This window comes from Blautia sp. MSK.18.38, assembly GCF_024460535.1.
Lineage (GTDB): Bacteria > Bacillota > Clostridia > Lachnospirales > Lachnospiraceae > Blautia_A > Blautia_A fusiformis.
In genome coordinates, this window is record NZ_JANFYP010000004.1 from 156771 (window position 1) to 169467 (window position 12697).

Annotated in this window: 12 protein-coding genes; 5 read left to right on the top strand and 7 right to left on the bottom strand. The window is 46.5% G+C overall.

The annotated features are described in order from the left end of the window. Positions 1-5 precede the first annotated feature (5 nt). From NE638_RS04395 to NE638_RS04415, 5 genes are read left to right on the top strand one after another with little or no spacing between them, the layout of a single operon-like run. Positions 6-362 carry a hypothetical protein gene (locus tag NE638_RS04395; protein ID WP_173740596.1) on the top strand — a complete coding sequence of 119 codons (357 nt, stop codon included), beginning with the start codon at positions 6-8 and terminating at the stop codon, positions 360-362. Next, the gene (locus NE638_RS04400; RefSeq protein ID WP_173745814.1) at positions 359-853 is read left to right on the top strand and encodes a DUF4860 domain-containing protein; all 495 of its coding nucleotides are present in this window, start codon (positions 359-361) and stop codon (positions 851-853) included. Before NE638_RS04395 ends, NE638_RS04400 begins: the two co-directional genes overlap by 4 nt. Further along, a complete protein-coding gene (locus NE638_RS04405) occupies positions 850-1302 on the top strand; it encodes a hypothetical protein (protein ID WP_015526159.1) in 453 nt (150 codons plus the stop codon). Before NE638_RS04400 ends, NE638_RS04405 begins: the two co-directional genes overlap by 4 nt. Continuing rightward, positions 1299-1784, top strand: a complete 486-nt coding sequence (locus NE638_RS04410) for a hypothetical protein (RefSeq protein ID WP_173745815.1) — start codon at positions 1299-1301, stop codon at positions 1782-1784. Before NE638_RS04405 ends, NE638_RS04410 begins: the two co-directional genes overlap by 4 nt. 4 nt (positions 1785-1788) lie before the next feature. Further along, complete coding sequence (locus NE638_RS04415) at positions 1789-2850, top strand: type IV pilus twitching motility protein PilT (protein ID WP_173740594.1); 1062 nt, start codon at positions 1789-1791, stop codon at positions 2848-2850. A 170-nt stretch (positions 2851-3020) separates the two neighbouring features. On the opposite strand, the gene NE638_RS04420 is transcribed toward NE638_RS04415, so the two are convergent. The 7 genes from NE638_RS04420 to NE638_RS04450 form a co-directional block, all read right to left on the bottom strand. Further along, on the bottom strand, positions 3021-3521 hold the full coding sequence (locus NE638_RS04420; RefSeq protein WP_059086725.1) for a COG2426 family protein: 501 nt from the start codon (positions 3519-3521) through the stop codon (positions 3021-3023). Positions 3522-3537: 16 nt separating this feature from the next. Further along, positions 3538-4596 carry a histidinol-phosphate transaminase gene (gene hisC, locus NE638_RS04425; RefSeq protein WP_022426847.1) on the bottom strand — a complete coding sequence of 353 codons (1059 nt, stop codon included), beginning with the start codon at positions 4594-4596 and terminating at the stop codon, positions 3538-3540. A 178-nt stretch (positions 4597-4774) separates the two neighbouring features. After that, the gene (locus NE638_RS04430) at positions 4775-5950 is read right to left on the bottom strand and encodes an NAD(P)-dependent malic enzyme (protein WP_015526165.1); all 1176 of its coding nucleotides are present in this window, start codon (positions 5948-5950) and stop codon (positions 4775-4777) included. A 56-nt stretch (positions 5951-6006) separates the two neighbouring features. Further along, complete coding sequence (locus NE638_RS04435) at positions 6007-7200, bottom strand: Ldh family oxidoreductase (RefSeq protein WP_015526166.1); 1194 nt, start codon at positions 7198-7200, stop codon at positions 6007-6009. Between the two features lie 295 nt (positions 7201-7495). Further along, entirely contained in the window at positions 7496-8230 is a 735-nt protein-coding gene (locus NE638_RS04440; protein ID WP_118070577.1) for a FadR/GntR family transcriptional regulator, read from the bottom strand. A gap of 252 nt (positions 8231-8482) precedes the next feature. Further along, a complete protein-coding gene (locus NE638_RS04445) occupies positions 8483-10072 on the bottom strand; it encodes an ATP-binding protein (protein WP_173745816.1) in 1590 nt (529 codons plus the stop codon). A gap of 153 nt (positions 10073-10225) precedes the next feature. Continuing rightward, entirely contained in the window at positions 10226-12685 is a 2460-nt protein-coding gene (locus NE638_RS04450) for a glycoside hydrolase family 3 protein (protein ID WP_173745817.1), read from the bottom strand. Positions 12686-12697 lie beyond the last annotated feature (12 nt).

Here is a 12697-nt window from a genome sequence, read left to right on the forward strand (position 1 = left end):
ACCGCATGGAACTTTTTGAAAGCCGCAGAACAAAATTTCTCAGAGCATTTTTTCTTCTCTTTCCGGCGCTGCTTCTGGTTTTATCCTGCACCTTGTTTGTGGCAGGTGTCAGCAGCACCTCCGACCAGGCCGTATACAAAGAACAGGATGCTCTGGAACAGGCACTGAAAAACGGTGCCATCCGCACCTATGCCCTCACAGGCACATATCCCGAAAGCCTGTCCCAGCTTCTCTTGGATTATCATATCACTTATGACAAAACCAAATTCGTAGTAGAGTATGTTCCTAACGGTTCCAATCTCCTGCCGTCTATCAGCGTGATCGCTCTGTCCGGCAGTGCGAAAGGAGGGAATGCCTCATGAATCACCGGAAGAACACCGGACATTCCGTTTCTTCTCTTTTTTCGCTTCTTCTTTTCGGTGTTTTTGTTCTGTTCCTTATACTGATGCTGCTATTTTCCGCCCGGATTTACCAGCAGACTGTGAAACAGACTGACTCCGATTCCGAGCTTGGGACCGCAGCAACTTATCTGACTACCAAATTCCGGCAGCACGACCGCGGCGATGAGATCTTTTCCGGTTCTCTGGGTGATATTCCTGCCCTTTGTTTCCGGGACGATATCAAAGGAAAAGAATATATCACGTATATTTACCTGAAGAATGACAGTCTGATGGAGCTTTTCACTGCAAAAGGCTCTCAGGCCAGTTCCGATGCAGGAACCGTCATCTCACAGCTTTCCGATTTCCGGTTTTCGGAAATGGAAAATGGTTTTTACCACTTTTCCCTAGAAAGTACCACGGGAGTCCGCTCGGAATTCCTGCTTCATCGCATTGACAAAAAGGAGGCATCATGAAAGAATCAAGACATAATTCCGGTACCAGCCTTTTTCTGATGGAAATGATCCTTGCCCTTTTGTTTCTGTCACTTTCCTCAGCTGCCTGCATCCAGATCTTCGCGGCAGCACGGAAAAACCGGCTCCAGGCAGAACAGTGGAACCAGATCCAGGCTCTCACAACCTCCGTGGGCGAGATACTGGAAGGCACTGACGGAACCGATGAACAGTTCCTCTCCCTGCTTCCGGGGGGCATCAAAAAGAACACCAACCTGATCTGGTATTATGACCGTAACTGGCAGAGCTGCTCTTCTGGAGAAGCCGCCTGTGAAATGATCCTGGAAACAGATATTTCTTCTTCAGAAAAATCCGGCGAGCTTTCTTTCCGGCAGCTTTCCAACTGCAGTGAGCTTTACCGGATCACCCTGCGTTTTCCTGTTGATGACTACAGAAGGGAGGCTGTACATTGAAACAGAAGCATACGTTTTTTGTAACTGTCGGCATTCCTTCCCTGTTTCTTATCTTCTCTGTGCTGTGTCTCTGTGTACTTGCTCTGCTTACTCTTGGAAGCTCCAGATCCAATCTTAACACGGCCAGACATTCTATGGAACAGACCGAAAATTATTACGCTGGCTGCGCAAGCGCCACGGAAACCGTTTCAGAAATCCGTGATGATCTTGAGCAATACAGGGAAAAAGCTTCCGATGAGACCAGATATTTTTCCATGATACAAAAGCTTGCGGACACAAGGAACGATCTCAGCTGGGATTCCCACAGCCACACCCTTTCCTTCTCCGTTGGAATTTCCGAGACACAACAGCTTTCTGTAGTGCTTGAGCTTTTTTACCCGCAGAAAAAAAGCTCTTCCACTTATCAGATCCTACAATGGAACACAGAGCTTACCGGATCCTGGCAACCAGACAACCACCAGAATGTATTTAAAGGAGAATAAACCTATGGATACCCCTATTCCTGAATTTTTGGCAGAAGCTGCCAACCGGCGTGTCTCTGATATCTTTATCATCGCAGGCCGCCCCCTGGCAGAAAAGATCGACGGTCATCTTTTGGACCGTGGTGACAGGCTGATGCCTGATCAGACAGAAAATTTACTCCGCACCATTTACGGCCTTGCGGAAAACCGCGATATATCCCGTCTTATGGAAACCGGTGATGATGACTTTTCTTTTTCCATTCCCGGTGTTTCCAGATTTCGCGTCAATGCCTACAAGCAGCGTGGTTCCCTGGCTGCCGTGATCCGCGTGATCGCCTTCCGGCTGCCGGATCCTGCAGAGCTTTCCATTCCCGAGGATGTGATGAACATCTCCGAATATACCCGTGGCATGGTCCTTGTTACCGGTTCTGCCGGAAGCGGTAAATCCACCACCATGGCCTGTCTGATCGACCGGATCAACCATACCCGGGAAGGCCATATCATCACTCTGGAGGATCCTCTGGAATATCTCCACCGCCATGATCGCTGTATCGTCAGCCAGCGCGAGATCTGTACCGACACCGAAAGCTATCTGACTTCTCTTCGTGCCACACTACGCCAGAGCCCGGATGTGATCCTTCTTGGAGAGATGCGTGATCATGAAACCATCCAGACTGCCATGACCGCTGCGGAAACCGGTCATCTTGTCCTTTCCAGCCTGCATACTCTGGGAGCAGCCAACACCATCGAACGCATCATGGACGTGTTTGAGCCATCCCAGCAGCATCAGATCGCCCTCCAGCTTTCCATGGTCCTTCAGGCTGTGATCTCCCAGCAGCTGATCCCAGATGTGGACGGACGCAACATTCCTGTTTTCGAGATCATGCGCCTGACTCCTGCCATCCGCAATATGATCCGCGACAATAAAGTACACCAGATCGAAGGCGTGATCTCCACATCCGGTCAGGAGCAGATGCGTTCTATGGACCAGAGCCTTCTGGAATTATATAAAAAAGGCCGTATCACCAAGGATACAGCTCTGAAATACGCTTTAAACGCAGACATGCTGAAGCGCAGACTTATGTAAGGATCTTCTCGGTATACCTCTGCCTGATATTTAAAAACACAAAAAAATCCCTTGCCGATCTCTGATATGTTTCCGGAATACAGAACACATATCATTTTACAGATCCGGTAAGGGATTTCTTTATTTTCAATCCGATCTCGATCAAAAAGACATTCCTTCTCTGCGATCGATCAATGCACTACATTTCCTACAATTCCATAAGAAACAATATACATAATGGCACTTGCCATAAAAAGTCCGCACAGGATCGCAATGGAGGATTTTTTGATATCCACCTCAAGAAGAGAGGCGATCAGTGCACCTGTCCAGGCTCCTGTGCCCGGAAGAGGGATTCCCACAAACAGCAAAAGTCCCAGAAATTCATATCTCTTGATCTGGTCACTCTTTCCCATAGCTCTGTTTTCCAGCTTTGTGATCAGACCTCTGAACGTCTTTGTTTTTTTCATCCATTTAAAGATCTGCCGGATAAAAAGCAGGATAAACGGAATCGGAATAATATTTCCCACGATACAGATCGGCAGTGCCTTCGCAGCCGATATCTTCAGCAAAGAAGCTGCCAGAAGGCCGCCGCGAAGCTCCAGTATCGGGATCATAGAAATGATGAACACAGCTCCCTCGGGAGAGATAAACTGTGCAAGGTGGTGTGAAAACCATTGTACCAGTACTTCCATAGTACCTCCTTAACTGTTATTTCTGCAGATATTCCGTCAGGAATTCTACCAACTTTTTCATCTCCTCATCGGTACCGATGGTGATACGGAGATGATTGTCGATCCTGTCCTTCGGGAAATATCTTACATAGATATGTTTCTCTCTCAGTGCTGCGAAAAGCTCTTTGGCCGGACAGCTCTCATGTGTGGCAAAGATAAAGTTGGATCTGGAATCCTGGAAGGAAAATCCAAGCTTCCTGAGCTCTGCCTTTGTCCACTCTCTTGTTGTAATGATCTTATGGCAGCATTCCTCAAAATATGCCTTATCCTCCATAGATGCCACACCAGCCGCGATGGTAGTACGATCCATGGTATAGGAGTTAAAAGAATATTTCACATCATTGAGATATTTGATCAGCTCCGGATTTCCGAAGGCATATCCGATACGCATTCCTGCCAGGGATCTGGACTTGGAGAAGGTCTGCACAACAAGCAGATTATCATATTTTTCGATCAGCGGCAGTGCGGATGCTGCTCCGAAATCCACGTACGCCTCATCTACGATCACGATACTCTCCGGATTCTTTGCCACGATCTCCTCGATCTCAGAAAGAGGCATTTCCACGCCGGTCGGTGCATTGGGATTAGGGAATACGATTCCGCCGTTTTCACGGAAATAATCTTCCTTACGGATATGGAACTCCTCATCTAATGCCGGGCGCTCATATGGGATCCTTAAAAGATCTGCCCATACATCATAGAAAGAATAAGTGATGTCCGGGAACAGGATCGGTTTCTCTGAATTAAAAAATGTGAGAAAACACATAGCCAGTACGTCATCGGAACCAACGCCTGTAAATACCTGCTCGTCCTTCAGGCCGTAGAACGCGGCAATACTGTGTACCAAGTCTCCTGCTGTCGGATCCGGATAAAGTCTCAGGGTATCGGCATCAAGGGCCTTCAGCGCCTTCTCCACACCCGGAGCCGGTGAATATGGATTCTCGTTTGTATTCAGTTTGATCATGCCGCTCTCATTTGGCTGCTCGCCAGGAGTATACGGCACTACTTTTCGTATATTAGCTTCCCATGGTTTCATGCTGTGCTTAACCTCCTATCATATTCTTTTGCTATTGTACTCACTGCGAGGACATTTGTCAAAGGGTAATACCACCTGCCTGGAAACAAAAAGACACCCGTACCGGGTTACAGAGTACGGGTGTCTGATATATTCTTCTTAATGAAGGGCTGTTTTGGTTCGTATCAGGCGCTTAAGATCAGATACGTGCTACGCCTGTTGCTTTTGCTGCCTCTGCTACTGCTTTTGCGACAGCCGGTCCGACTCTCTTGTCGAATGCCTTCGGAATGATATACTCCGGAGAAAGCTCCTCATCTGTGATCAGATCTGCAAGAGCCTTGGAAGCTGCGATCTTCATCTCATCGTTGATATCACTTGCTCTTACATCAAATGCACCACGGAAGATTCCAGGGAATGCAAGAACGTTGTTGATCTGGTTCGGGAAGTCACTTCTTCCTGTGGAGATAACCTTTGCTCCGCCTGCTTTTGCGTCATCCGGGAAAATCTCCGGTGTCGGGTTTGCGCATGCGAAGATGATGGCATCTTTGTTCATGGTCTTAACCATCTCTGTTGTAACTGCTCCAGGAGCGGAAACACCGATAAATACATCCGCGCCAACCAGCATCTCTGCAAGAGATCCCTGTTTCTTCTGAAGGTTTGTGAGCTTGCTCATCTCTTCCTTAACCGGGTTCATTCCTTCTGTACGTCCCTCATAGATGGCACCCTTTCTATCGCAGAGTGTAACATCCTTGAAGCCTGCTTTCAGAAGAAGTCTGCAGATAGAGATAGCAGCTGCACCTGCACCGTTCATAACGATACGAACATCCTCTTTCTTCTTTCCGACAACCTTCAGAGCGTTTGTCAGACCTGCAAGTGTGATAACTGCAGTTCCGTGCTGATCATCGTGGAAGATCGGAATATCACATTTCTCTTTCAGTTTTTTCTCGATCTCAAAGCATCTCGGAGCGGAGATATCCTCAAGGTTAACACCACCGAAGGATCCGGAGATCATGTAAATAGTATTTACGATCTCGTCTACATCATGGCTCTTAATGCAAAGCGGGAATGCATCTACATCGCCGAATGCCTTGAACAGTACACATTTACCTTCCATTACAGGCATACCGGCTTCCGGTCCGATGTCACCAAGACCAAGAACTGCGGAACCGTCTGTTACAACAAGACACATATTCCATCTTCTTGTAAGCTCGTAGGATTTATTGATATCTTTCTGGATCTCAAGGCAAGGCTGAGCTACACCTGGTGTATATGCAAGAGAAAGGTCGTCTTTATTCTCAACCGGCACTCTTGTAACAACCTCGATCTTACCTTTCCAATCTCCGTGCAGTCTTAATGACTCTTTTGCATAATCCATTTTCTTTTCCTCCTTGGATAATTATGATATATTTCATTTCAAAAGGATTACCTGAATTAATAATTACCATTGAAGAATTTACTGTCCTTCGGAAGCTCATAGCCTTCAAAATAAGAGCCAAAATCAAGCTTCAGATAACTGCAGAGATCAGCAAGCTCTACCATGGTATTGTCGTTGACCGGAATGCCATTCTCTTTTCTGTCTTTTTCAGCAGCTACCTCTTTCTCGCCGTGTGTATAGATCCTGTCCTGACCGTCTGCCTTCGGACTCTCCCGAAGTGCCTCAAGATATTCTGAAAAATGCTTGCGGATCGCATCCGGATCTCCGAATGCCGCCGGGTTGATCGCCATAAATCCATGGCAGATACCGGTCTTGTCTGGGAATGTACAGCATTTGTCGGAGGTAACGCCCATGGAAAGAATAGAGCTGAACAGCTCACAGAGCATTCCATAGCCATATCCCTTATGGCTTCCGCTGACTTCCTCGTTTCCACCAAGAGGCATGATTCCGCCGCCCTTCTTGGCTACGATGTTTGCAAGTACATCCGGTGCATTATTGCTGGCATGACCGTTTTTGTCAAGTGCCCAGCCATCCGGAAGAGGCTTGCCCATCTTATTATACATTTCCAGTTTACCTCTGGTTACAACTGTTGTGGAACAGTCAAAGAAAAACGGATACGGGTCTGCAGGCATAGCGACTGCGATCGGGTTGGAGCCCAACATAGCCTTTCTTCCAAAAGTCGGTACCATGATCGCCTCGGAGTTGGTACATGCCATTCCAAGAAGGCCTTCATGGCAGGCCATGTTCGCATAATATCCTGCAATACCGAAATGGTTGGAATTTCGTACACTTACGATTCCCACACCAGTTGTCTTTGCCTTCTCAATTGCCTTTTCCATGGCAAAATGGCTGATCAGCTGGCCCATTCCGTTATGTCCGTCTATCACAGCAGAAATCGGTGTCTCAAAAACAACTTCCGGTTTCGCCTGGGGATGAATAGTCCCCTTCTCGATTCCTTTATGGTAACGAACCATTCTCTGCATTCCGTGGCTCTCGATCCCATACAGATCAGCAGTCAGAAGAACATCTTTAATGATGCTTCCTTCTTCCTCAGAAAAGCCAAACGCTTTAAAAACATCTCCGCAGAAATGGTTCAGTGTGTCATAACTCCATTTTACATATCCCATAATCGCAAGTCCTTTCTCCTGATATTTCCGGCAGGTTACCGCCCACGCTGTGGCCTGCTGCATACTTTATATAATACTGCAGGGGTACAGTAACCTTCATCCTGTGCTGTCTCGTCTTATGCTGTCCTGCCTCATGCTATCTTACCTTACGCTGTCTAGTCTCATGCTGTCCCAACTTACGCTGTCTCATCTTATGCTGTCTCGTCATGAAGCCTTCAGGATGCTGCCATAATATCAAACTTTTTTGGTATTACCAATACAGTCCCTATTATAGCACGTGGTCTTACCAAAATCAATAGTGGTCTTACCAGATTAACGGGATTTTTACTGAAATTTTATTTAATTTTTGTCAGGTGGATCAGCGATGAAATACAAGGCTGTTCTCACCCTGCTGCTGTGCGATCTCAATTATATATTTCTCAATGGTTTCCATATGTTCGCGCATCAGCTTCTCCGCCTGGTTCCGGTCTCCGGAAATAATGGCTTCCACCAGTCTTCTGTGCTGGTCATCCACCTCAAGAGCGGAATTATGTTTCTGCATAATATAGGCTCGAGTACCGGAAATGATCTCCTCTGTCAGCTGTGCTGCCGCATCCAGAACATTATAGATCATAGGATTTCCTGCGATCCTGCCGATCTTCGTATGAAGCTTCTTATCAAGACCTGCACGAGCTTTCTCATCCTCTGCGCTCTCCAGCTGTGCCAGAATGGAACGCAGATCTAATGCGTCCTTCTCCGTACAATTCCCGGCTGCAAGAAGAGCAGCCTCCTGCTCCAGCGCAGAACGAAGCTCCTGCACCTGCTGTACATGGCTGTTATTCAGCTGAAAAAGAAGGGCCAGTGGTGCAGAAAGCCACTGATCCATATTCTCGGTGATATAGTTGGCTCCGCCGCGGACCGTTGTGACAATTCCCATCAGCTCCAGTGCCCGCAGGACTTCACGGACAGCAGGTCTGGAAACTCCCAGTGATTCTGCCATAACACGTTCCGCAGGTAAAGTGTCCCCCGGCTTCAGTTCTCCCCGCCGGATATTTTCTATGATCTGCGCTAATATTCCGTCAAATGCTCGTTCTTCTGTAATTTTTGTAAACATGTCGTCCGTTTCGGCCGCCTTCCTTTATTATTGTGTTGCCTTTCATTACATAAAAATCCCGGAATATAGACAAGTGGATATTTACCATCCGCAGTCGCCATACAGCTCTGCAGCAAATAGTCACTCTGCAGCCATTCAGTCAGTCTGTGCAATTTGACTATTTGTTTACTCTATTTTCCGGACTTTTATAGTAAATATAATACGATAATTCACCAATTTAATCAATAGTAAATAATAAATTGGTAAGACATATTATTTTATTCCATTATTGAGAATGTTTTCTACTTCCTCCATCTGGCCCAGAAGCATTTTCTGCCGGTCGTCAAAAAGAAGACCTTTATTATGCCTGTAATACTGGTCAGAACCGTTCTCCCGAATGAACCAGAGACTATAATAGTTGGCATTCAGTTCTGTGATAAATGCCACCATTTCCTGGCTGTCCCCAAAGGCAGCTTCCATAAAGTCGAAGACGTTCTGAAGAGTAAGAGATATTTCGTCGGTTCGGTTTTCGTAGGCTTCGGTTTCGGATTCGAAGAGGACTTTCACAAACTCATAGTTCCTGTTTGACGATGGATCTTCCGATTCTGCTGCAGCACTTCTGCCTCCTGCCGGGCCTGAGTCGGATCCGGTTTTATCTGATCCGATTAATTCCGATCCGGTTATTTTCAATCCAGACGCATTTTCAAAAAATGACACAACACGTTTCTGTATACGCTCCTGCTGTTTTGTAAGAAGCTCACTCTTTTTGTCCTTTTCAAGATCCGCCTCTGCTTTTTCCATGAGATTTTTTGCTGTGAGGCTGTCCTGATCTTCTCTGAAGTACACCATATAATCATACAGTTTCGTGAGATAGGCATCGGTAAGATAGCATTCTGTAAAAAGCTCGCTGAGCTTTCCGTTGAGAAGGCTTACAATGCTCAAATGCTCGTCCAGAGAGGCTGTGCGGATCTTACCCAGAGTAATGGGATCCCACTTTCCTTTCAGGATGTCCTCCACTTTATAGTCCGTTCTGTACTTATAATAAAGAGCCAGATAGCCTGCAAAATCCTTCGCGATCATCCTGTGCTGAATGTACTGACTGACCACCTCACGGTCTACGGTTTTTCCAAGGATCTCATAAACCTGGATCAGACGGGAAAGATCCTCCCAGCCTCTGGCTGTGGCAAAGATCTTTCCGTCTACGGTATTCTCCACCCTGTAGAAATTTTTTCTGCGAAGCTCCAGATAGGAGATCACCGCCGGATGAATTCCCTGCTGATAGGCGTATTCCTTCCATACATCAAAGTCTGCCTCCACATCGATCTTCTTGATACGGTCCAGAGTGACCACATCGAATTCCCGGACGGATTTGTTATATTCTGGCGGGTTGCCTGCTGTGACGATCACCCAGCCTTCCGGCACCTTCTGGTTTCCGAAGGTTTTTCCCTGAAGGAACTGCAGCATCATCGGCGCTAGTGTTTCAGATACGCAGTTGATCTCATCAATGAACAGGATGCCTTCTTTCAGACCTGTTTTTTCCATTTTGTCGTAAACGGACGAAATGATCTCACTCATGGTATATTCCGTGACAGAAAATTCTTCCTCACCATAATTCTTTTTTACAATAAAAGGAAGTCCCACAGCACTCTGCCTGGTGTGGTGGGTAATGGTATAGGAAACAAGAGCAATCCCGCATTCCCTTGCTATCTGTTCCATAATCTGTGTCTTTCCGATTCCCGGAGGGCCCATAAGAAGGATCGGTCTCTGTCGGATCGCCGGGATCCGGTACTCACCGAATTCGTCCTTTGAAAGATATGCTTCTATGGAATCTCTGATCTCCTGCTTTGCTCGTTTTATGTTCATGGTATTCTCCTTTTCACGGCATATAAAAAACTGCCTGCAGGATCCTCCGCCTAAAACGGGTTGCCTTGCGCGACATCTGCAAAAAATATGCCTGAATCCAATGATAAATCGAAAATTGAATTCAGGCAAGTTTTTCACTACTATATATTTTTTTTATTCTGCTGTCAGTGTGTGTATCAGGTTCAGAATACGTCCCGCACACATTCTGACAACTTCTTCCGAAAGCTTTCCGTCTTCAAAAGCTTTTCGGATATTTTCTGCGTCGGCTGCATTACCAGGCATGATAATATCATTTCCTGCTGTCACGCATTTCCACGGAATACTTCCATCTTCCGGAACCGTTGTATTCCAGTCTGACATGATCACACCGTCAAATCCCCATTCTTTTCGGGCAATGGCTGTACAGAGATCAACACTGTTTGCAGCATGGACACCATTCAGTAAATTATAGGAAGACATGATTGCCACTGGTCTGCTTTCTTTAACTGCAATCTCAAAACCACGCAGGTAAATTTCCCTCAGGGCACGTTCTGATACCTGTGCATCTACGCCCATACGATTATCTTCCTGATTGTTGCAGGCAAAATGCTTAACGGTAACACCGCAGCCAGGTCTGCTCTGCACTCCTTTTGTCATGGCTGCTGCCATGGTTCCGGAAAGCAGCGGATCTTCGGAATAATACTCAAAATTTCTGCCGCACAGAGGGTTTCTCTGAATATTAAGACCAGGTGCTAGCCAGAGATCTATGTGGAATTCTTCCATTTCTTCTGCCACTGCTATTCCAACTTTTTCCACAAGGGCAGTATCCCAGGTCTGAGCCAGTGCAGTTCCAACCGGAAATGCCGTACAGAACTGATAATATCTGTCTGCGTTTTCGTGAGTCTCATCTGTTCTCAGGTATCCGTTTTCCAGAGATCCAAGGACACCGATTCCATATACTGTGTCTGTTTCTCTGTCTACTTCATAATTCTGCTGAAGTCTCAGTCCTGCCGGCCCATCGGCCATGATCAGTGGGGAAACACCATATTGCTCATAAAGAGCAGCCGTGGTCTCACCGGCAGAACCAGGAACACGGATTCCTGCCGCCCCCAGATTACTGGAGATTCCTGCAATATTCCCATAAAACAGCGGGAGCAGATCCTTTGCAGGAATCTTATTTTCCGGTTGGCAGGTGCATTCTGTTCTCTTCTCTGGTTCAGGATAATAGATATATCTTCCAATCTTCTCATTCTCTGCCTTCTCTTTCCATTTCAGAGTTCTGGCAGAAAGATTCTGGCGGTCATAAACTTCTTCAGTAATATCAGTCTGATTCTCAAGGATATTCGTTTTATCCAGGATCACACTCTCCGGCACTTCAAGCATCGCAGCCAGCGTAAGCGATGCAATGCTGTTTCCGACCCAGACAGCATAATAACCTTTTTCAGCAATCCAGGCATGCTGCTCTTCGGAAAAATATGCCAGTGTCTTTCTGTCGATCCTGATTTTCAGCAGTTCTTTTTCCCCCGGCTTCAGAAGTTTTGTTTTTGCAAAGCCAGCCAGCCGACGGTATTCCTTCCCTGATTCATCCTGTGGAAGAGACACATAGACCTGCACGACCTCTTTTCCCGAAAAAGTTTCTCCTGTATTCGTTACCTCTGCTTCAACTTCAACGCCATCCCCTGATGTTTTCATCCCATGGAAGCGTATCTGCATTTCTGTGTAAGAAAGTCCATATCCAAACGGAAACAGCGGTTTTACACCAAAAGTATCAAAATAATGATATCCTGTATAAATTCCTTCCTTGTACTCTTCTCTTTCAAGCTTGCCATTAAGATAGCTGTATTCCTCTGCACACGGATAATCCTCATACCTTCTGGCCCATGTTGCAGTCAGCTTGCCGCCTGGAGTTACCTTTCCCAGAAGGACATTGGCGAGGGCAAGTCCGCCTCTTTGTCCAAGCTGGGAAATATTCAGGACAGCACAGATATTTTCTGTTTCTTCCAGAATATCTGTCAGTTCTACTGGACCGCCGGAATTCAGGATAAGTACTGTAGGAATCTTCTGTGCATCAAGGAACCGGATATCCTCCCGCTCCCGTCTGCTCAGATAATAATCTCCCTCGACCCTGCGCCTATCCTTTCCCTCACCGGAAATCCTGCTTACCACATAGATTGCTGTCTGGGCATCGACAGTATCTTCTGCTGTGACTGCACGGCCTTCCGGCATTGCAAAGGGATTTTCCGCATAGGCATCAAAAGGATTTTCCACAAACTTTGCTTCTTCCAGTATTTTTTCTTTCCATGCCCGGCGTGCTTCTGCGTATATTGACTCATAATTGGCCAGCCATTTCTCGCTTACGATCTGAATACCGTTTTCTTTCAATCCCTGATAAATAGAAATGTTACTTCTGTTATTCACATCACCGGAACCTGTTCCGCCTTTCACTGTCTTTCCCGCACCGGCGCCGTATAAACCTATTTTCGTGGAAATATTCAGAGGGAGTATTTTTTTATCATTTTTCAGCAGTACAATACCCTCCTCTGCTGCTTTTTCCGAAAGAAGACCGTTTCGTATTTCACGGTCTGACATGCTGTGTTTCTTTGTTCCGCTGTGTTTCCATTTCTTAACTGTCATATCTTACCTGCT

What these genes read in the sequence shown, in the direction of transcription:
- NE638_RS04440 (WP_118070577.1), bottom strand. Translation starts at nt 8,230, where the DNA reads ATGTTTACAAAAATTACAGAAGAACGAGCATTTGACGGAATATTAGCG.
- NE638_RS04395 (WP_173740596.1), top strand. Translation starts at nt 6, where the DNA reads ATGGAACTTTTTGAAAGCCGCAGAACAAAATTTCTCAGAGCATTTTTT.
- NE638_RS04445 (WP_173745816.1), bottom strand. Translation starts at nt 10,072, where the DNA reads ATGAACATAAAACGAGCAAAGCAGGAGATCAGAGATTCCATAGAAGCA.
- NE638_RS04400 (WP_173745814.1), top strand. Translation starts at nt 359, where the DNA reads ATGAATCACCGGAAGAACACCGGACATTCCGTTTCTTCTCTTTTTTCG.
- NE638_RS04415 (WP_173740594.1), top strand. Translation starts at nt 1,789, where the DNA reads ATGGATACCCCTATTCCTGAATTTTTGGCAGAAGCTGCCAACCGGCGT.
- hisC (WP_022426847.1), bottom strand. Translation starts at nt 4,596, where the DNA reads ATGAAACCATGGGAAGCTAATATACGAAAAGTAGTGCCGTATACTCCT.
- NE638_RS04435 (WP_015526166.1), bottom strand. Translation starts at nt 7,200, where the DNA reads ATGCAGCAGGCCACAGCGTGGGCGGTAACCTGCCGGAAATATCAGGAG.
- NE638_RS04430 (WP_015526165.1), bottom strand. Translation starts at nt 5,950, where the DNA reads ATGGATTATGCAAAAGAGTCATTAAGACTGCACGGAGATTGGAAAGGT.
- NE638_RS04420 (WP_059086725.1), bottom strand. Translation starts at nt 3,521, where the DNA reads ATGGAAGTACTGGTACAATGGTTTTCACACCACCTTGCACAGTTTATC.
- NE638_RS04450 (WP_173745817.1), bottom strand. Translation starts at nt 12,685, where the DNA reads ATGACAGTTAAGAAATGGAAACACAGCGGAACAAAGAAACACAGCATG.
- NE638_RS04405 (WP_015526159.1), top strand. Translation starts at nt 850, where the DNA reads ATGAAAGAATCAAGACATAATTCCGGTACCAGCCTTTTTCTGATGGAA.